Origin of the sequence: Candidatus Poriferisodalis sp. (assembly GCF_965208485.1) — a bacterium.
Lineage (GTDB): Bacteria > Actinomycetota > Acidimicrobiia > Acidimicrobiales > Poriferisodalaceae > Poriferisodalis.
Genome location: NZ_OZ242344.1, coordinates 827,502 through 849,111 on the forward strand (window position 1 = coordinate 827,502; position 21,610 = coordinate 849,111).

Genomic DNA, 21,610 nt, shown 5'->3' on the forward strand with positions numbered 1-21,610 from the left:
CCGCAGAACGCTAGAGCCGCGCGGGAGTGTCTGGCACCGGTTCGCAACGACGAAACCTCGAGCGCCCGTGTGCGACGATGAACGCGAGGCAAACAGGGGTGAGCGGTGAGCGATACGTCACAGCATCCGGGGGCCGGCGGGGCTGTCTCGGACACAGCGCCGCCGGATACGCCAAAGTCCAATGCGCCAACGCCCAATGCGCCAACGCCCAGCCCTGCAGTGCCTGCCTTGCCGAGTGGCGAATTCGCCTGGCACCGGCTCATGGGGACTGACGATCTGGACATGGGGCGCGTCACCACGGTGACGGTCGGACACGAGAGCCTGTGCGTCACCCGAACCGACGCAGGGTTCGGCTGCCTGGCGAACGCATGCCCGCACCAGGGCGGCCCCCTGGGCGAGGGCAGCATCGAGCGCGGCTGGCTGCGCTGCCCGTGGCACGGCTATGACTACTCGCCGCTCGACGGCACCCCGCCGCCCCCGTTTGATGACGCGCCGGACGCGTACCGCACCGAGACCCGGCCCGACGGCGTGTACGTGGCGTTGCCGGTGACAGCAGGCCGCACCCGCACGGTGTCCGACCAACTCGTCGAGACCATGTGCGCGTGGGGTGTGTCGTGGGTCTTCGGCATGGTGGGCCATTCGAACTTGGGGTTTGCCGACGCACTGCGCGCAGCCGAGGCTCGCGGCGATCTGCAGTTCATCGGGATACGCCACGAGGGCGCCGCTGCATTCGCTGCAACTGCCTACGGCAAGCTCACCGGCGGATTGGCAGCCTGTTTCGCCATTGCCGGACCGGGCAGCACCAACCTGCTGACGGGGTTGTACGACGCCAAGATGGACCGGGCGCCGGTGCTGGCACTGTCCGGCCAGGTGCCATCGGCTGTGCGTGGCCGGGGTGCCTTCCAGGACACCGATCTGTCGGCGGCTTTCGCCGATGTGTCGCGTTACTCGGCCACGGTGCAGGCCGGCTCCAACGCAGCCGAGCTGATGAATCTCGCCTGCAAGACCGCCCTCACCGAACGGGACGTGGCGCACCTGGTGCTGCCCGACGAAGTGCAGGCGCTGCCTGCTGCGACCGATGCGTCGCCTGCCGGGTCGCCGGAGGGTCGTACGGGATCTCGACGGACCGCTCCCCCCGCGGATGTGCTGAAGGGGGCGGTCGAGCTGCTGGCCGGAGCGTCCCGGCCGATGATCATCGTGGGCCACGGTGCCCGCAACGGCATCGACGACATCGTGGCGCTGGCGGAGGCGCTGGATGCACCGGTGGCGACTACCTTCAAGGGCAAGGGCCTCGTCGCCGACCAGCACCCGCTGGCCTGCGGAGTGCTGGGACGCTCGGGCACACCCATCGCCAGCTGGTTCATGAATGAGGCCGACGCGCTGGTGACCTTCGGGGTGTCGTTCGCCAACCACACCGGCATCGCGTCCTACAAGCCAATCGTGCAGGTCGACTTCGAGCCGATGGCCCTGGGACGCTTCCACGCCGTGACAGCGCCGCTGCTGGCCGACGTGGGCACCGGGGCGCGGGCGCTGACCGATGCGCTGGCAGGCCGGGCGGCGCCGGGAGGAGCTGCTGCGGAGGTGGCGGAACGCTGGGCCATCTGGCGGGTCGAGAAGCATCGACGCCGCGCCGATGATCGGGGCAGCGGCCTCAACTCGGCAGTCGTGTTCGAGGCGTTGAGCCGTCTGGTGCCTGCGGACGCCATCATGCCGGTGGACGTCGGCAATCACGCCTACTCCTTCGGTCGCTATTTCGAGTCCTGCGGGCAGACCGTGCTGATGTCGGGCTACTTGGGATCGATCGGGTTTGCCTTCCCTGCGGCCATGGGCTGCTGGGCCGCGACCCGGCGTGCGCCGGATGCCGACGGGGGCCGGTGGGCGGGCCGCAAGGTGGTCTCGGTCTCCGGCGACGGCGGCTTCGGCCAGTACGCCATGGAGCTCACGACCGCCGTCAAGTACCGGATGGACATCGCCCATGTGCTGCTCAACAACGGCGAGCTGGGCAAGATCTCCAAGGAACAGCGGGCGGCCGAACTCGACGTGTGGCAGACCTCCCTGCACAATCCGAGCTTCGCCGAGTTCGCCGAGCTCTGCGGGGCGATGGGTCGCCAGGTGAGGGTGGCGAGCGAACTGGACTCTGCGCTCGGCAACGCCTTGGCGCACCCGGGTCCTGCGCTCGTGGAGGTACTCACCGACCCGCTGCTGGTCTGAGCAGGCGGCTCACTTTCTCTGTGCAATCGTGCCGTCCGAGCAGCATTGCTGCGCAAGTTTCGATGCAAGCTCGAAACTTGCGCACTATCGCCGCCCCACACAGCAAGCCTGCGCGCAGAAACAAACAGCCGCGAAATCTGCGCAGAATCGCCGCCGAACACGGCACCCGTTGTCCACAAATCGAGGCTGCCGGACAAATCAAGCCCGGACGGCAGCGCTAGCGTCGCGGCGGCATGACCGAAACGACAGCCGACGACTCAACGGCCGCAGGCCTGGGCCTCAAAGAGGCCTATTCGGTAGACGGACCCGAGGCCACCCGCGAGCTCTATGCCTCGTGGGCCGACACTTACGAGACGATCTTCCTCGCCGAGCACGGCTACGAGTACCACCTGTACGTGGCGGCGGCATTCTGCGACAGCTCGGGTGAACTCGAGAAGCTCGACGGACCCGTGCTCGACGTGGGCTGTGGCACGGGGGTCGTGGGCGAGGAGTTGGCACGGCTGGGCGTTCCGGTGATCGACGGCATCGACATCTCGCCCGAGATGCTGGCGAAGGCCAACGCCAAGACCCACGAGGGCCAGCCGACGTACCGGCGGCTCTTCGAAGCCGACTTGACCGGCCCGATTGACCTGCCTGACGATGCCTATGCCGGCGTCGTGAGCGCTGGCGCATTCACCCACGGTCATCTTGGCCCCGCGTCCATCACCGAGTTGCTGCGGGTGGCGCGACCCGGCGCCCGTTGCAGCCTGGGCATCAACTCGGCGCACTTCGACGAGTTCGGGTTCGGCGACTGGCTGGCGCAACGCGAAGCGGAAGGGCAGATCAGCGGCTTGGACTTCGAATTGCGTCCCATCTACGGCGGCGCCGATCCCGACGACCCTGACCGCTGGACACGCATCGCCGTCTTCACCGTGGCCTGAGCCGGGCCTCCCACACCGGCCGCCCGGGACCCGCTGGCAGCTACTGGCGATAGGCGAACGTCTCGTCGAATCGAGACTGCAGGCAGGCGCCCGAGGTCGTCGCGGGATACTTCGGCTGCTCGCCTTCACCCAGACAGCTCGACAGGCACTCCACCACCGTGTCGTAGGACGGGTTGACGAAGGTGGGCACTGAATACCGATCTGCCGTGCGTGGCGACTGCACCCGGTGAACGGTGGCGCGGTACCGGTCGTTGGACCAGCGAGCCAGCATGTCGCCCAGGTTCACGATGAAACTGCCCGGCGGCGCAACGACGTCGTGCCAGCTGCCCCCGACGTCGGCCAGCTGCATGCCCTGCGCCCCATCGGTGTGCAGCAGCGTGACGCAGCCGTAGTCGCTGTGCGCGCCGCAGCCCAGCTGGTCTGGCAGTGGTTCGGCGACGGCTGGGTAGCGGATGAGCCGGGTACCGACGAGAGGACGTTCGAAGCGCTGGTCGAAGAATGACATCTCCTGACCGAGCGCCTGTGCGATCAGGCACATCAGCCGCTTCGCCGTTTTGAGCACTGCAGCTTGGTACCCCTCCACAGCATCACGAAAACCTGCGATGTCCGGCCATTGATTCGGGACCTCAAGCGGCGAGCGGAGCAGGTCGTCGGCCGGCACCTCAGGGCCGAAGTCCATGGTCTCCTTGCAGTCCGCCCGCAGGCCCGGCTCCAGCAGTTCGCCCTCGATGCCCGCATAGCCACGGTGATGGTCAGAAAGCTCAATCGCCAGCGAGTTCTTGTAAGCGAGTGGCTGAGCGAAGAACTCTCTGGCCATCCCAAGCACGCTCTCGAGCAGTTCGCCGTGAACACCATGGCCGGTGATGGCGAAGAAGCCGATGTCACGGCACGCCGCGTCGATCTGCGCGCTTGCGTCGTCCAGAGGCGCGTTCGGGGAGATGTTGATCACCGGGATCGATGCGCTGCACCCGCCGGCCATGGCTGCAACGTACCGGTGCCTGAGCGCGCCGAAGCGGGCCGGTGGGGAGGGATCCGGCCCGCTTCGTGATTCCGCGGTGCCTAGCACTGAGTGGTGCTAGGTCGATGTTGACGACGCGTCGGAATCGCTCCCATGGCCGTGGCTGCCGAAGCCCTTGCCGCCGAAGCGCTTCCCTCCATGGCGGCGGCCTTCGCGAGACTGACTCTCGGGCCGCTCAGGCGTCTCGCCGTTGACCCGTGCGGTGATCCGCTCGGTCACCGCATCGACATCGATCTCGCGGTCGTGCTCGGCTGCCCGTTCGGTGACCGCTGTCACGAGCGCGTCCACGACATCGGCAACCTCGACGCCTTGCTCGGCGGCGATGTCGGCCAGCGTTGAACCTTCCTTCAGCTTGGTGCGCAGCGCTTCCGCATCGATGCCGAGCAGCTCGGTGAGCGTGTCGCTCATGGCGAACCGCTCAAGCCTGCTCCCGCTGTGACTGCCGTCACGATCGCATGTGCCGTCGGAGTCGTCCGAGTCGTCGCTGCCTTCAGGGGTGGTGTCGCCAGCTTGCTGCTGGTTGGAATCACCGTTGTCGTTCTGGGTCTGCGCTATCGCGCTGCCTGCACTGAACGCCACTACCGCAGTCGCCATGAGGAGCGCAGCGGCCAGCAGCGCCAGCAGTCGACTGCGCCCGGGCGTGTGCCTCAATGTCTCGGAGGGTTCGTTGATCTCGCCGAAGTCGGTCATGTCGCAAGTCCTTTCGCCAGGGAGTTGTGCAACGACCCCGAGGTTGGCAGGCGAACCTGAGAGGATCCTGAGATCCAGCTGAAGGTGATGTGAGAATCCGCAGCCGCCACCGCTAGATCGAGGAATTACGGCTCTTCGCGTTTTGGCGTGGGGTGAGGTTGTCGAGCAGGGTCCAGTCGGGTTTGCCGGCGTAGAGCAGGACGCGTGTGCGGTAGTGGTCGAGGTTGGCGGTTCCGAGCGACACTCGTTTGATGAGCTTGGCGAGGTTGATGGCTGCCTCGGTCGGGCCGTTGGTGATTTGGCAGAGATGCCAGTTCGTGATCTGGGTGCGCCAGGCGCGCAGGGTGCGGCCGAGCTTGTTCAGCTCAGCGCTGAACGTCTCGTCGCGCAGGTCGCGTGAGAGCTCGTCGAGGGCTTCGAGCGCGAGGTCGTGGTCGCCGATGCGGTAGATGCCGCGCAGGGTCTCCTTGGCATGCCAGGCATCGCGCACCTCGCCGCGCGGGTCGCCGGCTGCGAGCAGGCCGCGCAGCTTGGTGCGGCCTCGCTCGCTGATGCGCTCGGCGGCTCGCAGCAGCAGTCGTCTTGTGCGGTAGAGGTGGTCGCCTTTGGTGCCCCGCCCGCCGGTGGTGTGGTTGTGGACGCGTCGTCGCACGTCGTCGACGGCCGAGTTGGCGAGCTTGACGACGTGGAACGGGTCCGCGATCTGGGTGGCGTGCGGCACCGTGTCGCCGAACGCCTTGCGATAAGGGCCCGACAGGCCCCGTGACCGCCCAGCGGATGCGTTTTCGCCACAGCGGCGTGCGCCCGCCGATCCAGCCCTTGGCGCCGGCGGCGCTGCGACCGGCGACGATGTCCAGCAGGACGCCTCTGCGCCCGCCGACGATGGTGGCGCCCCAGTGCTTTCGGCGGTACGGGCCGCGGCGGAACATCAGGATCTCGTCGAGGCCCAGCGCTCTCACGCCGTCGGCGCGGCCCGCATCGGCGCCAAGCAGCGCCCGGCCCCACCGGTGCACTGCTGAGGTGGCCGTGTGCCAGCCCGTGCCCAGCTCGGCTGCGATCTCGGTGATCGCCCGACCCAGGCCCGCCCGGCGTGTCGCCCACCGCGCCGCACGGGATGCCATGCGCGCCCTGGGCAGCGCAACAGCAGGGTCCTGGTCGGTGAACGCGCGCACCGCACACGACCCGCCCGGGGCACAGCCAGCGGCGCTTCGCCCACACCAGCCGCACCGGGCGCCCGAACGCCGGCAGATCCGCCAGCCCCACCTTGCCGGCGCCGTGACGACGCACCGGCCCGCCGCAGCCCCCACAGCACGGACGAGCCGACAGCTCGACCCCCACCGTCAACGGCCCGCCTCGGCGGCCACGCACCCCGGTCACGGCCACATCCGGCCCCAGACCAACGATCAACAGCAGAGCACGCGTAAGGTCAACAGCCACAGGGATCCTCCCGAATCGGGGCAACAACGCGCCTCCGACTCTGGGGGATCCCTCCCTACACAGCCCGCGCCCTCAACCAGTCATCCCACGCGCAAACGCGAAGCGCCGCGTATGTCTTGCCCGTGTTGTTGCGCCCCACAAGCACCGTCAGGGGCTTGAGCGCAATGTGCGCGTGTTCGATCTGGCCAAGGTGGTCCACTACGAGGCTCAGGCCGCTGCCGTTCATCAGTGTTCTCCAAGCACCGGTACACGATCACAGGCGTACGGGCGCCTAGGAGACTGCTGAGCAATTGCCGAAATCGCCGATTCACGGACACAAAGCCGCAGTCAGAGCGTTGCAGACTTGCCCGGATCCGAATAAATCAGCAGTTTCCTAGTCGCGCGATGGCCGGACGCTCGCCTTCCTGTGGCCGACGCTACCTCAGCCACTGCGAACTGCACGCTGATTTCCTAGCGGTTGAACAGGACAGCGCCGGATCAGACGATCTGGGGATCGTAGGGCTCACGACATTCAGCCGGCTTCGGAGTGGGTGACGGACTCCTCGCCCATCCACTCCCGCAGCGTGTTCTTCAGCTTCGTCTGCTGGATGAACAGGTCGTGCTCGGGACCCGCCGGATCGGCCGACTGGGGCGCCTTCAGGTAGAACGACAGCCACTCTTGGGGGCCGCCCTGGCCGGCCCGCTGGGCGAGGTCCAAGAACAGCGCCAGATCCAGCACGATGGGCGCCGCCAGGATCGAGTCGCGGCACAGGAAGTCGATCTTGATCTGCATCGGGTAGCCGAGCCAGCCGAAGATATCGATGTTGTCCCAGCCCTCTTTGTTGTCGCCGCGGGGCGGGTAGTAGTTGATTCGCACCACGTGGTCGATCTCGCTGTAGAGCTCGGGGTAGGTCTCGGGCTGCAGGATCGTGCCGAGCACGCCGAGCTTCGACGTCTCCTTGGTCTTGAAGTTCTCAGGATCGTCGAGCACTTCGCCGTCACGGTTGCCCAGGATGTTGGTGGAGTACCAGCCGCGCAGACCCAGCATCCGGGCCTTCAGTCCAGGCGCCACCAGCGTCTTCATCAGCGTCTGGCCCGTCTTGAAGTCCTTGCCGGCGATCGGCACACCGCGGCGCTGCGCCAGCTCGGTCATGGCCGGGACGTCGACGGTCAGGTTCGGCGCGCCGTTGGCGAACGGCACATCGCTCATCAACGCTGCGTAGGCGTAGATCTGGCTGGGCGAGATGTTGTCGTCATCGGCTGCCAACCCGGCTTCGAACGCCTCCACGCTGGCGTGCACCTCGGACGGCTCCTGGTACGCCTCCGTCGAGCCGCACCACACCATCACGAGCCGCTCGCAGTCATTCTCGGCCCGGAACCGCTCGATGTCTTCCATCAGCGCCTGGGCTGCCTCGAGCTTGCCCATCGGGGGCTTGGTGCGGGTGCCTTCCAGCCGGCTCACCCAGCGCGTGTCGAACACTGCGTCCATCGCCACGATGCCTTCCAGCTCGCGCGAGATCACGCCGAGGTCGCGGTCTTCCAGAACCCCGGCAGTGCGGGCGCCCTCGAGGGCGTTCGGGGTGATGGGATCCCAGCCGCCGAACACCAGGTCGTCGAGCGACGCCAGGGGCACGAACTCACGAATGAGCGGGTTGCGGCCCTCGGCCCGGCCCCCGAGGCGGATGTGAGCCATCTGGCTGACCGAACCGATCGGCTCCGCCAGCCCGGCACGAGCCGCGAGCACCCCGGCAATGAACGTGGTGGCCACCGCTCCCATGCCGGGCGTGAGCACGCCGAGCTTGCCGGTCGCGGGCGCGATCTGCGGTTGATTCATGGCAAGAACGCTACGGGCAGCCGAAGCGGACGGGCTCAGGCAGCCACCGGAGCAGTTGGCGTGAACTCTGCGTCGAGGCGTTTGACCCCGTGAATGAACGAAGCCTGCAGCAGGTCCGGTTCGCCCACAGCGACGATGTCGGGCAGCCGGGTGAACAGCTCCCGGTACATCGTGGTGATCTGGCGCCTTGCCAGGTGCGCGCCGAGGCAGAAGTGCGGTCCCGGGCCGCCGAATCCGTACTGCGGGTTGGGGTCGCGCCGCACGTCGAACTTGAAGGGATCATCGAACACGGCGGGATCGCGATTGGCAGCGATGTAAAACATCGCCACCTTGTCGCCTTCGAGCATCTGGCGCCCGCCACATTCGATGTCGCGCATCACCGAGCGACGCATGTAGCCCACTGGACTCGCAACGCGGACGATCTCCTCGACGGCAGTCGGCGCAACGCCCTCGAAGTCGTCCATCCAGATAGCGCGCTGGTCAGGGTTGTCGGTCAGGAACTTGAGCCCCCAAGCAGTCGAATTGCGGGTGGTCTCGTTGCCGGCCACCACCAGCAGCACGAAGAAGCTGGCGAGGTCGGACTCGCTGAGACGGTCGTCTTCGAGCTCGGCGTTCACGATCATGCTGGTCAGGTCGGTGCCGTCGCCGCCTTGCTTGGCTGCGGCGACCTCCTTCATAAGTTCGGCCAAGTCGGCACCGGCCTGCAGCAGTGCGGTCGCGAGGTCGCCGTCGGGCGGCTGGAAGTCGGGATCGGAGATTCCCAAGATGATGTTGGTGCGATCGAAGACGAACTTGTACTCAGAACCGGGTATGCCCATGAGGTCGCACACGATGCGCAGCGGCAGTGCAGCGGCTACGTCCCACACGAACTCGCAGGTGCCCTGCTCGCAGATTGAGTTCACGATCTCCCGTGCACCTTCGCGGATGCCGCCGTCGAGCAGCTCGAGCATCTTGGGCGTGAAGCCCTTGGCCACGATGCGCCGCAGACGGGCGTGGCGAGGGTCATCCATGGCGATCATGGAGCTGAAGAATTCGGTGAACTCCGGCGGGTTGTCGCCCAGCGTGATGCCTCTCGCAGAGCTGAAGACCTCGGTGTTGCGTGAGATGGTGGCAATGTCCTCGTGGCGGGTGACGCACCAGTAGCCGGGACTCGGTGCCACCCATTCGGAGAAGTACGGCTCCTCGAACCAGTCCAGCGGCGCCTCGGCGTGGTAGCGGGCGATCACCGTGTCGATCTCGTCTGCAGGCTGCGTCCAGAACCGCGGTTCCATCAAGTTCGGCAGGTCAGTGTTCCACTCGCGCATGGCTGCACGGTAGCGCCGCGCCAGGATCGCTCGATACGGCCCAGGCGCCGTGGGGCGGCGACGCGGGCCGTACATGAGGCCATCTGGCACGACGCGCCGCCGTGGCTGCGGACCCATCTCTCGTGACTGGCATCGAGTCCCCGAACGACGGACTGAACTAGGAGGGTGGTCGGAAAAGGGGATCTTGCCGACACAGCAAGTCCCTGACCTGCGGGTTTGCATCTGACAAACGCCGAAATAGCGGCTTTCCGACCACCCTCCTAGGGAGCGCAGGCGTTCCGCGCTAGGAAGCGATGCGGAGCGACGCCGCGACGGCGACCGTCTGCTCACTCATCAGGTCCGTGTGCCAGCGCTCCTGACGCCGGGGCGGTCGAGGCTCGCGACAGCAGATCGGCCTCGAACACGTAGTGATCGCGGTACAGGGTCGAACCCGTTAGCTCGGCTTGCACGGCGGCGGCGGCGAGATCGGCCATGTCTTCAATCGGCTGGCGGAGCGTCGTCAGCGGCGGGTCGGTGAACGCTGAGAAGTCGGTACCGTCGTAACCCACGACCGAGAGCAGGTCGGGTGTGCCCCGGCCTCGCGATCTGCCAGCCTCGATTGCCCCCAGTGCCATCAGGTCGTTCGCGGCGAAGATCGCAGTGATGTCGCGCTCGATGAGACGCAGCGCTGCAGCTCGTGCGCCCTCGAAGGTGAACGACGTCTCTGCGATGGCGTCGGGGTCGACCGGCACCCCGACGTCGGCGCACGCACGGCGGTGGCCGGCGATGATGCGCTGGGTCGGCACGTAGGCGCTCGAACCGACGATGCAGCCGACGACATGGTGCCCGAGGCCGAGCAGGTGGGCGGTGGCGCGGTGCGCAGCGGCCTCCTCGTCGCAGCGCACATGCGGCACTGCCAGTTCGGTGGCCGCACCGTTGACCAGCACGATCGGCACGCCAGCCTCCGTCAGCTCGTGGTAGCGCTCGTAGGAGCCGTCGACCTGAGCATGGCGGCCACCGACGAAGACCACGGCGTCGACGCCGGTGCGGCGGAATTCGTCGATGCACCGCTCCTCGGGGTTGAGCTCGGCGTCGGCGACAGCCACCGTGACCAGCTTTCCGTGACGTCCGAAGGCTGCCGACACCGCCGACAGCAGCGCGGGAAAAATCGGGTTCTCGAAGTTGCCGCAGACCACCCCGACCACGCCCGGGCGAGTTCGTGCCGGGGTGGGCACATCAGTGAAGCCCAAGTCCTCGAGTGCGGCGACGACCTGATCCCGGGTTCGGTCCGACACTCCCAATCGGCCGTTGAGCACACGACTGACGGTCGGTTCGCTCACACGCGCTCGCAGTGCAACCTCACGGAGGGGGGGGCGGTTCATAACAGCCTCATTACATCACTCCAGCGGCCGCGCGGCAATGCTTTCATGCAAGCAACTTGACATTTCCTGCAAAATAGCGGAGACTTCCCGCAACCTCGCGCCGAGCGAGTGCCGGCTGAATCGAAGTCGGTTCCCAATGAGGAGGAAATCCATGCGTAAACGCTCCGGGATCTGGTTTGCAGCGCTGCTCGTGTTCGCGCTCTTCGCCGCTTCGTGCGGTGACGACGCCGACACCACCGATGCGGCCGGCAGCGCGACCGAAGCAACCACCACTGCCGCACCGGACACCGCGGCCGGCGAGGACGACGCCCCGGCTCCCCAGGACGAAGCCCTGGCTGAAGACGAGCCGCCAGCCGACGAAGAGGATGCGCCGGCGGAGGAAGAGGAGCCTCCAGCCGACGAAGAGGAACCCCCAGCCGACGAAGGACCAATCGCGACGATCACCATCTGGGCCGACGACCGCAGGGTCAGCCCGCTTGAGGCCATCGCCCCGTCCTTCACCGAAGCCACCGGTGTCGAGGTGATCGTCGAACTCGTCGAGTTCGGCGCCATCCGCGATCAGGTCTCCCAAGCCGCTCCTGCGGGGGAGGGCCCCGACATCTTCGTCGGCGCCCACGACTGGACCGGCGAGCTCGCCGCCAATGGCGTTGTCGTCCCTGTCTCGCTCGGCGACAAGGAAGGCCAGTTCGTACAAGTGGCCTTGAACGGCTTCAACTTCGCCGGCGAGGTCTTCGCCGTGCCGTACGTCACCGAGGCCATCGCCATGTATCGCAACACGGACCTGGTGCCGGACGCTCCCGCGACCTGGGACGATCTTCGTGCCGCCTGCGATGCCGCCGCGGTCGCCAACTGCGTTGCGGTCCCCGGCGGCGAGGACGCCACCGACGCCTATCACAACTACCCGTTCGTCTCCGCTCACGGCGGCGGCATCTTCGCCTTCGACACCTCCACCGGCTTCGACGCCAGCCAGGTCGTGCTCGACAGTGCCGAGACCGTTGCCGGCATCGAATTCCTCGAGATGCAGGTTGCCGACGGATACGTCGCCTCCACCAACTACGACAACGCCAAGAACCTCTTCCTCACTGGTCAGGCAGCGTTCCTCATCACCGGGCCGTGGGAACTCGGCACGATGCGCGGTCAGAGCGATATCAGCTGGGGACTCTCGCTCATCCCGCAGATGGGTGCCGCTCCGACGCAGCCGTTCGTGGGTGCGCAGGGCTTCTTCCTGAACGCGTTCTCGGAGAACTCCCTGATCGCCCAGTCGTTCCTGCTGGACTTCATCGCTACCGACGAGACCATGCAGGCGCTCTACGCCGAGGACCCGCGCGGCACCGCATGGCTGGCCGTTCAGGCGACCTTGAGCTCAGATCCTGATGTCCAGGTGTTCGACGCGTCTGCCGCCAACGGCATCCCGATGCCGAACATCCCCCAGATGGGCGCCGTCTGGGGTCCGCTCGGTGACAACCTGCTGCTCGTGCGCAACGGCGAGATCGTCGCTGCAGATGCGATGACCGCTGCAGCCGAGGCCGTGCGAGCTGCCGTCGGGGGCTAACACCATCGACTCAGTCCAGCCGCTCACCGGGGCCCGGCTCGTGGATTCTGCTCGCAACGCTCGACGTTTCCGTCAGCGATTGCGGCGAGGCACGGGCCGGGCCTTCGTCGTGCGCACGATCGCGGTCGCGCTGTTCGACGCCTTGGGCATCTACGCCCTCGTCAGTTTCGTGGCGAACGGGACGTGGTCAGTGGCTGCGCTCATGGCGTTCGCCCTTGTGTTGGTGAACTGGGCGTACCTGAACCCGCGTACCCAAGGCGCGCGCTGGCTCACCCCGGGCCTCGTCCTGATGGCGTTCTTCGTCGTCTACCCCGTGCTGTACACGTCGTACGTCTCGCTCACCAACTGGCAAACCGGCAACATCCTCAGCAAGGACCAGGCGATCTCCCAGCTCGAACAACGCCGGGTGCGCACGGGGGACGGCGGCGAGCAGGGCGATCTGTTCGTCTACCGGAATCAAGCCGGCGAGTTGGCGCTGCTGGTCGCCGGCGAGACCGTCGACGCGTTCGCCGGTGTCCCCCGACCGGCCGACGCCGAGCCGGGCGTGGCCATCACAGCGTTCGGCATCCCACCCGATTTCGACCCCGAGGCGCCCCCCGAGGCGATCGAGGGATACGAAATGCTCAGCGGGCTGGCCGTCACCGCAGTGGCAGGCCGGCTGCAAGAACTCGAGCTCGACCTCCCCGACGGGCGGTCAGCCGTCACCGAGACGCTGACGTCGTTCCGGGTCACGACCGGCGGCAAGCGGTTCGTCTACGACCCCGAGACCGACACCGTCTTCGACGCCCAAGAGGGCCGGACCTGCGTCGCCGGCACGGGGACCTTCTACTGCGACGGGGTGCCGGAGCCCCAAGTCGCGCGCATCGCGATCATCGCGGACGACTCTGCGATCCGCTGCAGCGGCGGGTCATGCGACGGGGTGCCGCTGTTCGCGCTGGACCCGAGCCTGACCGGCTGGCGTGATCTCGTCGGTTTCGACAATTACATCGACCTCGCGCAAGAGCAGCGGATCCGGTCGCCGTTCGTGCGCGTCCTCGTCTGGAACGTCGTTTTCGCGCTCGGGTCGGTGCTGCTCACGTTCGCCGTGGGCCTCGGGCTCGCGATGCTGATGCAGCGAGAGGAGATGCGCTTTCGCAACCTCTACCGCTCGATCTTCATCATCCCCTACGCCGTCCCCGGCTTCTTGTCGATTCTCGTGTGGCGAGGCCTGCTCAGCACCGAGTTCGGCAAGGTCAACGGGCTCCTCAACACCTTCGGCCTGCCCGACGTGGCCTGGCTGAGCGGAAACGTCCAAGCGATGGCGGCAGTCCTGCTCGTCAACACTTGGCTGGGCTTCCCGTACATGTTCCTGATCTCCTCAGGGGCGCTCACGTCCATCCCCGCGGAGCTGATCGAAGCGGCCCGGGTGGACGGCGCCGGACCGATCAGGACCTTCCGGATGGTCGTGCTGCCGCTCCTGCTGGTGTCCACGGCGCCGCTGCTGATCGGTGCGTTCGCCTTCAACTTCAACAACTTCCTGCTGATCTTCCTGCTGACCGGGGGCGGGCCGCCGCTGGCCGGCTACGACGTCCCGGTCGGGGCGACAGATCTGCTGATCTCGTTCACCTTCGGGCTCGCGCAGTCCTCGGGCCGCGGGCAGCAGTTCGGCTTGGCGTCAGCGATCATCGTCGTCATCTTCCTGGTCCTGGCCACGACGTCGGCGCTGAGCTTCCGGCTCACGAAGAAGCTCGAGGAGATCTATGACCGATGAGCTTCCGCCCGCACCGCAGGCGCCGTCCGCAGCCGAGACCCGGCCCGTGAACGAGAGGGCGCCCGCTGCCCGTGGCATTCGGAGACGCCGGCGCGTGGCCCTGTGGCTGCGCCGCAGCGCTTGGCGCCACGCCGTCGCCTGGGCGGCATGCTTCTTCGCCCTGTTCCCGATCGTGTGGATCGTGTCGGCGGCGTTCAACAGCGTAGACAACCTCGCCGCATCGAAGCTGATCCCCAGTGATGTCACGTTCGGCAACTTCGTCGAAGCGTTCACCGACGACGTCAGCCCAGTCGCTCGCTGGATGTGGAACAGCTTCTACATCTCAGTGACAGCGGCAGCGTTCAACGTCTTGGTCGCCGCCTGGGGGGCCTATGCATTCAGCCGCATCAAGTTCCGGGGCAGGCGCACGCTGCTCACGTCGTTGCTGGTTATGCAGATCTTCCCACAGTTCCTCGGCTTCGTCGCCTTCTTCGTGCTCGCTCAGGAATTCGGCGACGTGTGGGCGCCGATCGGGCTCAACACCCACCTGTTCCTCATCGTCGTCTACCTTGGCGGCGCTGCAGGGTTCAACGCGTTCCTGCTGAAGGGCTTCTTGGACTCGATCCCGACCTCGCTCGACGAAGCCGCGGTAATCGACGGCGCATCGTCGTGGATCATCTTCAGCCGCATCATCATGCCCCTCGCCCGGCCGATGCTGGCGGTGATCTTCATGATCAGCTTCGTGGCGATCTTCGGGGAGTTCATTCTCGCCAGCTTCCTGCTCAAGGGCGAGGATCAGCTCACGCTGCCAGTCGGCCTGCAGGTGTTCCTCGCCGAGGGCTACAACGCCAAGTGGGGCGTCCTGGCGGCCACGGCGCTGGTGGGTGCTGCGCCCGTCGTCGGCGTCTTCCTCGCTGCACAGAAGCACATCATCGCCGGTCTCACCGGCGGTGCCGTCAAGGGCTGATGGGCAGCCGGCAGAGGCGGCACCGTGCCGCAGCAGCGGTGCTCGTGGCGCTCGCGACAGCATGCTCCTCGATGCCACCGGCGGATCCGGACAGCCAGGCGTCCCCGGCGGTGAGCGCCCCGCCTCAGACCGCGACGACCTCCCCGCAAGCGACGGCCGCCGACCCTGCGGAGGCGACCATCGCTCCCACCACGACCTTGGCTGCGGGGCACGGGCCGGTGGCGGCTCCCGCTCGTCACCCGTACCTGGACCGCTCGATCTACTTCGTCATGGTCGATCGCTTCTCCAACGGCGACCCCGGCAACGACACAGCAGGCATTGACGGCGGCCCGCTCGACCACGGCTTCCTGCCGACCAATCGCGGCTACCACCACGGCGGCGACCTGCGCGGCCTCATCGACCGTCTGCCGTACATCGCCGGACTCGGGCTGAATGCGCTGTGGATCACCCCGCCGTTCACCAACCGCTATGTCCAGGGCAGCGGCACGATCGCGGCCAGCTCATCGTCGTATCACGGCTACTGGCAGATCGACTTCGACACCATCGACCCACATCTCGGCACCGAAGCCGACATGATCGAGCTCGTCGATGCCGCACACGGCCTTGGCATGGCTGTGTTCTTCGATGCGGTGCTGAACCACACCGGCGACGTCATCGTCTTCGAGGAGGACTCCAACGCCTACCGCTCCACGAGCGCCTACCCCTACCTCGATGCCGACGGGAACCCCTTCGATCCTGCCGAGGTCGCCGGTTCCGCCGACTTCCCCGCGCTCGACCCGGTCACATCGTTCCCCTACACACCGACATTCGCCGACCCGGCCGACGCCACGGTCAAGTCGCCTGACTGGCTCAACGATGTGACGCTGTACCACAACCGGGGCAACACCACCTTCCACGGAGAGAGCAACCTCTACGGCGATTTTTTCGGACTCGACGACCTGTTCACCGAGCACCCCGCGGTCGTCGAGGGACTGATCGAGCTGTGGGCGGGCATCATCGAGCGCTACGGCATCGACGGAATGCGCGTCGACACCATGAAGCACGTCGGCATCGAATTCTGGGACGCGTTCTCGTCCGAGGTGCTCGAGCGGGCTGCCGTCGCCGGGAAACAGGATTTCTTCTTCTTCGGCGAGGTCAGCGGCACAGACCCGATCCTGGCGTCGAGCTACACCAACCGGGGCGTGCCCAGCGTGCTCGACTTCGTTGTCGACGCAGCGCTGGCCCACTACGTCGCCGGCGGCAACAGCGGGGTAGTGGTGCAGGCCTTCGACCGAGACGACTGGTACACCGACGCCGACACCAACGCCTCCATGCTGGTGACGTTCTTCGGGAACCACGACGAGGGCCGGATGGGCTATCTCATCTCGCGGGACAACCGGTCCGCATCCGGTGACGTGCTGCTCGCGCGCATGAAGCTCGGCTTCGACCTGCTGTTCGCGATGCGGGGGATCCCGACCGTCTACTACGGGGACGAGCAGGGCTTCACCGGCACAGGCGGCGACAAGCTCGCCCGCCAGTCGATGTTCCCCTCGGTGACGCCGGAGTACATCGACGACGACAACATCGGATCCGACGTCACACCGGCGGCCGACAATTTCGACCCCGATCACCCGCTGTACCGGCATGTCGCGGCGCTCACCGCCCTGCGCGGCCGCCACACCGCCCTGCAGCGCGGCGCACAGATCACCCACGACGTCGGCGGTCCGATCCTGGCGTTCTCGCGGCTGGACCGCGACGAACGGGTCGAGTATGTGGTCGTCGCGAACTCGAATCAGTCGCTGGGGGTGCCAGCCCGCTTCGGCGTGCTGAGCGCCGACACGGCCTTCCACTCGGTGGGCATCAACGAGGGGCCACCGGTGCGGACCGACCGCAGCGGCGAGTTCTTCGTCGAGGTGCCGCCGCTGACGGCGTACCTGTACCGGGCCGACGACGTACTGCCCTCCCCCGCCGAGACGCCTGAGATCCGGTTTCTGCGCCCTGACGACGGCGGCACCATTCCCTCGTACCGCTACCGCATCGAGGTCGACGTGGACACCGACACCTATGCAGAAGTCACGTTCTCGGCCCGGCTCGACAGCAGCGATCCCATCCTGCTGGGCGTCGACGACACGGCACCGTACCGCATCTACTGGGACACCAGCCAGATTGCGGACAGCACCGAGGTCACCTTCACCGCGACGGTCGTGACAGGGCCGACTGCACCCCGGTCAGCGACCACGACCGCCACCGTCGGGATACGCCCATGACCACTGCCCTGGAGCGCGGCACGCCCACGAACAGCGCCGAGCGCCCGTGGTGGCGTGACTGCGTCACGTACCAGATCTACCTCCGCTCGTTCGCCGACGGGGACGGCGACGGCATCGGCGACATCGGGGGCATCCGCTCCAGGCTCGGGTACCTGGCCGACCTCGGAGTGGACGCCGTGTGGATCACGCCGTGGTACCGGTCGCCGATGCTCGACGGCGGCTATGACGTGGCGGACTACCGGGACATCGACCCGCGCTTCGGGACGCTGGACGAGGCGGTGCAACTCTTCACCGAGGCGCATCGCCATGGCATCCGGGTGCTGATCGACATCGTGCCGAACCACACTTCGTGGGAGCACCCTTGGTTCCGCGAGGCATTAGCCGGCGGTCCGGGCAGTGCAGCCCGCGAGCGCTACATCTTCCGGCCGGGCCGCGGTCCGGGTGGCGCCGAACCCCCGTCGGACTGGCAGGCGGTGTTCGGCGGACCTGCATGGGAGCGCACCGACGACGGCGAGTGGTACCTGCACCTCTTCGACCCCAGCCAGCCCGATCTCAACTGGGAGCACCCCGAAGTGCGGGCTGAGTTCGATTCCATCCTGCGCTTCTGGCTTGATCTCGGCGCCGACGGCGTGCGCGTCGATGTCGCCCACGGCATGGTCAAGGACTTCTCGTTCGGGGACTTCGCCGGCCGCCCGCAGCGGTTCGACAGCGGGGCGTCACGGGTGGGGCATCCGTTCTGGGATCGTGACGGCGTCCACGAGATCACCCGCGAGTTCCGCAGGGTCATCGACGCCTACGACGACCGGATGATGGTCGCGGAGGCGCGTGTCCCCCCGGACCGCCTCCCGCTCTACCTGCGACCCGACGAGTACCACCAGGCGTTCAACTTCGATCTCCTCGACGCGCCGTGGTCCGCTCATCGCTTTGCGGAGATCATCGAGCAGTCGTGCCGCTCCTCCGCCGCTGCGGTGGGAGCGCTGCCGACCTGGGTGCTCTCGAACCACGACGTCATGCGCCACGCCACCCGCTACAGCCTGCCCTATGGCACCGACTGGCGGACGTGGCCGGCGGTCGGCCCATACGACCTCCTCGACGCTGCGCTCGGCGCCCGACGGGCCCGTGCCGCCGCGCTGGTCACGCTGTCGCTGCCCGGCAGCGTGTACATCTATCAAGGCGACGAGCTCGGGCTCCCCGAGTACTGGGATCTCCCCCCCGAGTGCATCGACGACCCGACCTGGACCCGGTCAGGGCACACTGAGCGCGGTCGGGACGGGTGCCGCATCCCGATGCCCTGGAGCGGGATCGGCCCGTCGCTCGGGTTCAGTCCCGGCGATGCCGTGCCGTGGCTGCCGCAGCCCGCGAGCTATGCCGAGCTTGCCGCCGACCGCCAGGCCGGCGATCCCGATTCGATGCTGGAGCTGTACCGCACCGCGATCGCCGTGCGCCGCGAACTGCTTGCCGGCTGCGACGAGATCGAGATGCTCAGTGCCCCTCCCGAGGTGATGGCCTACGGGCGCGGCACCGGGTTCGCCTGTGTCGTCAACATGGGCACCGACGCCGCGCCGATGCCCGAGGGGGAACTCCTGCTGTCCTCCGGACCGGTCGACGGACGCCTGCCGGGCGACACTGCCGTGTGGCTCCGTCGAGACTGACCCCGATGGCCGATTTGCTCACTGGGGCGCATCACGACCCGTCCGAGCGCTACGTCTCCAATCCGCACCCGTCGCCGGGCGAGACCGTCGAGGTGAGCGTCGAGCTCCCCGCCGGGGCGCGCATCGCCGAGATCGGGCTCCGTTCGGTGCGCGACGGCGAGGGCACTTTCATTGAAGGCCGTTCAGAGGTGATCGGATCCCGCCGCCGGTGGCACTTCGAACTGCCGTGCGAGAACGAGATCGTGCCGTACCGCTTCCGCTGCGTCGGCAACAGCGGCCCGCAGTGGCTGACCGGCATCGGGATGGTCGGCCACGACCCCCAGGACCAGTTCGACTTCCGCCTGATGACCACCGGCGGGCCGCCGTCGTGGGTCCCCGAGACCGTGTGGTACCAGATCTTCCCGGATCGCTTCGCATCCTCAGGCGCCGCCGGCGACCTGCCGGGTTGGGCTTGGTCGTGCGACTGGGACACGCCGGTCGCCGTCGGACCTCGCGCCATGACCCAGATCTACGGCGGTGACCTCGTCGGCATCGCCGCAAAGCTCGACCATCTCGTCGAGCTCGGCGTGGGCGGCATCTATCTCACGCCGATCTTCCCGGCGCGGTCCAGTCACCGCTACGACGCGACCACATTCGATCGCGTCGATCCGCTCTTGGGCGGCGACGAGGCGCTCATCGGTCTGCGGCGTGCCTGCGACGACAAGGGTCTGCGGCTCATCGCCGACATCACCTTGAACCACACCGGTGACGGGCACGAGTGGTTCCGTGCTGCGCGCGCCGATGCCGACGCCGTCGAGGCCGGCTTCTACTGCTTCGCCGATCATCCCGACAGCTACGCCTGCTGGTTCGGCGTCGCTTCGCTGCCGAAGCTCGACCACCGCTCGAACGAACTGCAGTACCGGCTGTACCGCGGGCCGAAGTCGGTGGCGGGCCGCTTCCTGGCACCCCCGTTCTCGCTCGACGGCTGGCGCGTGGACGCAGCGAACATGACCGGCCGCGACGGCGCCGTCGATCTCAACCGGGAGGTCCGGCGGGCCGTACGCGCGACCTCCGACGCGATCTCGCCGGAGCGGTGGCTCGTCGCCGAACACGTCCATGACATCAGCCGCGATGCGGACGGGCCGGGTTGGCACGGCTGGATGAACTACTCCGGAGTCTCACGCCCGATCGCGAGCTGGCTCGGCGACCCGGCGCTGCTGCAGACACTGACGGCGGGACCGGGCCAGGATCCGCGAGGCGGCGAAGCGGTGGCGCGCGCCATCGACGAGGTGCGTGCGAGCATTCCTTGGGCGTTCGGGCTGGGCTCGATGGCGCTGCTCGGCTCCCACGACACTCCCCGCTGGCGCACCCTCGCGGCGTCCGGAGAACTCGCCGATGTCGGCTTCGGTCTGCTGATGTCGCTGCCCGGCTCGCCGTGCCTGCTCTACGGCGACGAGATCGGCCTGCTGGGCGAGAACAACGAGCAGACCCGCACGCCGATGCCTTGGGATCGGACAAGATGGGATCACGATCTGCTCGCCCGCCGTCGTGCGCTCATCAGGCTGCGCAGCTCGTCGCCCGCGCTCGCCCGGGGCGGCTTTCGCTGGGCGGAACGAAGCGCTGACGCACTCGCTTTCATCCGGGCAAGCCGTACCGAGCGACTCCTCGTGCGCGCCACCCGCGACGCCGCCCCGCCGCTGCGATGTCCCGTCTCGGTCATGGGCGACGACGCCGAACTGCTCTTCGGCGGGGAAACGGCGACCTCGACTCGGCGCGTCGATCTGCTCGAATTCGGCGCGAGCGGCCCCTCATTCGCCATCTGGCGACTGCAGCCCGACATCTGGCGACTGCAGCCCGACCTCTGAGCGACGCCGTCAAGCGGCGCGGCGCTCAGCGAGCGGCAGAGCGGCGGTCAGTTGCCGGTGAAGTCCGGCGCGCGCCGCTCCACGAATGCGGCGATGCCTTCGCGGCCGTCGTGAGTAGCCATGGCGTCGGTGATCGTCTTGCCTTCGAACTCGCCAGCCTGCTCGAGCGGTGCGTCGATGCCTGCGTAGATCACCCGCTTGGCGTGGCCCAGCGCCCACGCCGGACCGTCGGCCAGCGCCTGGGCCAGTTCGGCGGTGGCCGAGTCGACCTCGTCGTCGGGCACCACCCGGTTGACCAGGCCCCACTGCTCTGCCTCCTGCGCTGACAGCACGCGGTTGGTGAGCGTCAAATCGAGCATCCGGCGCAGCCCGATGTGGCGTGCCAAGAAGTACGACGACGTGCCGTCGGGAGTCACGCCAGCCCGTGTGTAGGCCATGGTGAACTTCGCGGACTCGCCGGCGATCACCAGGTCGAACGACGCAGCCAAGGACAGGCCGGCCCCGCCGGCGCTGCCGCCCACACCTGCCACGAACGGCTTCGGGGTGCGATTCATCTTGTTGACGGCAGCGTGCAAGTCGATGACCATGCCCGAGGCGAGCTGCGGCAGCCCGTCGCCCGCAGCGTGGAATTCCTTCAGATCGCCACCGCCGCAGAACACCCGTCCTTCCGCGGTGACCGACGCAGCCTTGACCGCATCATCGAACTCGATCTCCAGCATCACCGCTCGCAGCTCGCGCGAGAACAGCGGGTTCACCGCATTGGCGCCCTCGGGGCGGTTGAACCGCACGTGCGCCACGCCGTCGCGCACTTCGTAGATGATCGTCTCCAAGTCCATGGCTGCTCCAGTTCTGCCCCTGCTGGCCGA

At 67.5% G+C, this 21,610-nt stretch carries 16 protein-coding genes and 1 pseudogene; 8 read left to right on the forward strand and 9 right to left on the reverse strand.

The genetic code is table 11. The features are described from left to right. Positions 1-261 precede the first annotated feature (261 nt). Positions 262-2,211, forward strand: coding sequence for a thiamine pyrophosphate-binding protein (locus ACOGXQ_RS03875; protein WP_419946135.1), 1,950 nt, complete (start codon positions 262-264; stop codon positions 2,209-2,211). 233 nt (positions 2,212-2,444) lie between these two features. Beyond that, on the forward strand, positions 2,445-3,131 hold the full coding sequence (locus ACOGXQ_RS03880) for a class I SAM-dependent DNA methyltransferase (protein ID WP_419946136.1): 687 nt from the start codon (positions 2,445-2,447) through the stop codon (positions 3,129-3,131). Between the two features lie 40 nt (positions 3,132-3,171). Here ACOGXQ_RS03880 and ACOGXQ_RS03885 read toward each other — a convergent pair whose 3' ends face one another. The 8 genes and pseudogenes from ACOGXQ_RS03885 to ACOGXQ_RS03920 all read right to left on the reverse strand — a co-directional run bounded on the left by ACOGXQ_RS03885 (position 3,172) and on the right by ACOGXQ_RS03920 (position 10,712). After that, entirely contained in the window at positions 3,172-4,110 is a 939-nt protein-coding gene (locus ACOGXQ_RS03885; RefSeq protein ID WP_419946137.1) for an isopenicillin N synthase family dioxygenase, read from the reverse strand. 96 nt (positions 4,111-4,206) lie between these two features. After that, a complete protein-coding gene (locus ACOGXQ_RS03890; RefSeq protein WP_419946138.1) occupies positions 4,207-4,839 on the reverse strand; it encodes a hypothetical protein in 633 nt (210 codons plus the stop codon). Positions 4,840-4,951: 112 nt separating this feature from the next. Continuing rightward, positions 4,952-5,560 carry an ISL3 family transposase gene (locus ACOGXQ_RS03895; protein WP_419946139.1) on the reverse strand — a complete coding sequence of 203 codons (609 nt, stop codon included), beginning with the start codon at positions 5,558-5,560 and terminating at the stop codon, positions 4,952-4,954. A 527-nt stretch (positions 5,561-6,087) separates the two neighbouring features. Beyond that, positions 6,088-6,276: pseudogene (locus ACOGXQ_RS03900) on the reverse strand (hypothetical protein); the annotation flags it as partial. A 55-nt stretch (positions 6,277-6,331) separates the two neighbouring features. Continuing rightward, the gene (locus tag ACOGXQ_RS03905) at positions 6,332-6,502 is read right to left on the reverse strand and encodes a hypothetical protein (protein ID WP_419946140.1); all 171 of its coding nucleotides are present in this window, start codon (positions 6,500-6,502) and stop codon (positions 6,332-6,334) included. 285 nt (positions 6,503-6,787) lie between these two features. Beyond that, the gene (locus ACOGXQ_RS03910; protein ID WP_419946141.1) at positions 6,788-8,089 is read right to left on the reverse strand and encodes an inositol-3-phosphate synthase; all 1,302 of its coding nucleotides are present in this window, start codon (positions 8,087-8,089) and stop codon (positions 6,788-6,790) included. 35 nt (positions 8,090-8,124) lie between these two features. Beyond that, positions 8,125-9,393, reverse strand: coding sequence for a cytochrome P450 (locus ACOGXQ_RS03915; RefSeq protein WP_419946142.1), 1,269 nt, complete (start codon positions 9,391-9,393; stop codon positions 8,125-8,127). Positions 9,394-9,719: 326 nt separating this feature from the next. After that, positions 9,720-10,712 (reverse strand): LacI family DNA-binding transcriptional regulator, encoded by a 993-nt coding sequence (locus ACOGXQ_RS03920; protein ID WP_419946143.1) that lies wholly within the window; start codon positions 10,710-10,712, stop codon positions 9,720-9,722. Between the two features lie 193 nt (positions 10,713-10,905). Here ACOGXQ_RS03920 and ACOGXQ_RS03925 point away from each other — a divergent pair, with 193 nt between their 5' ends. From ACOGXQ_RS03925 to ACOGXQ_RS03950, 6 genes are all read left to right on the forward strand, one after another. Beyond that, positions 10,906-12,306, forward strand: coding sequence for a sugar ABC transporter substrate-binding protein (locus tag ACOGXQ_RS03925; protein ID WP_419946144.1), 1,401 nt, complete (start codon positions 10,906-10,908; stop codon positions 12,304-12,306). Positions 12,307-12,346: 40 nt separating this feature from the next. Beyond that, the gene (locus tag ACOGXQ_RS03930) at positions 12,347-14,056 is read left to right on the forward strand and encodes an ABC transporter permease subunit (RefSeq protein ID WP_419946145.1); all 1,710 of its coding nucleotides are present in this window, start codon (positions 12,347-12,349) and stop codon (positions 14,054-14,056) included. After that, a complete protein-coding gene (locus tag ACOGXQ_RS03935) occupies positions 14,046-15,002 on the forward strand; it encodes a sugar ABC transporter permease (protein WP_419946146.1) in 957 nt (318 codons plus the stop codon). Before ACOGXQ_RS03930 ends, ACOGXQ_RS03935 begins: the two co-directional genes overlap by 11 nt. A 71-nt stretch (positions 15,003-15,073) precedes the next feature. Further along, positions 15,074-17,248, forward strand: coding sequence for an alpha-amylase family glycosyl hydrolase (locus ACOGXQ_RS03940; protein ID WP_419946147.1), 2,175 nt, complete (start codon positions 15,074-15,076; stop codon positions 17,246-17,248). Then, positions 17,245-18,900, forward strand: coding sequence for an alpha-amylase family glycosyl hydrolase (locus ACOGXQ_RS03945; RefSeq protein ID WP_419946148.1), 1,656 nt, complete (start codon positions 17,245-17,247; stop codon positions 18,898-18,900). Before ACOGXQ_RS03940 ends, ACOGXQ_RS03945 begins: the two co-directional genes overlap by 4 nt. A gap of 5 nt (positions 18,901-18,905) precedes the next feature. After that, positions 18,906-20,744 carry an alpha-amylase family glycosyl hydrolase gene (locus tag ACOGXQ_RS03950; protein ID WP_419946149.1) on the forward strand — a complete coding sequence of 613 codons (1,839 nt, stop codon included), beginning with the start codon at positions 18,906-18,908 and terminating at the stop codon, positions 20,742-20,744. Positions 20,745-20,791: 47 nt separating this feature from the next. Here the strand turns inward: ACOGXQ_RS03950 and ACOGXQ_RS03955 are convergent, their stop codons facing one another. Continuing rightward, entirely contained in the window at positions 20,792-21,580 is a 789-nt protein-coding gene (locus ACOGXQ_RS03955) for an enoyl-CoA hydratase/isomerase family protein (protein WP_419946150.1), read from the reverse strand. Positions 21,581-21,610 lie beyond the last annotated feature (30 nt).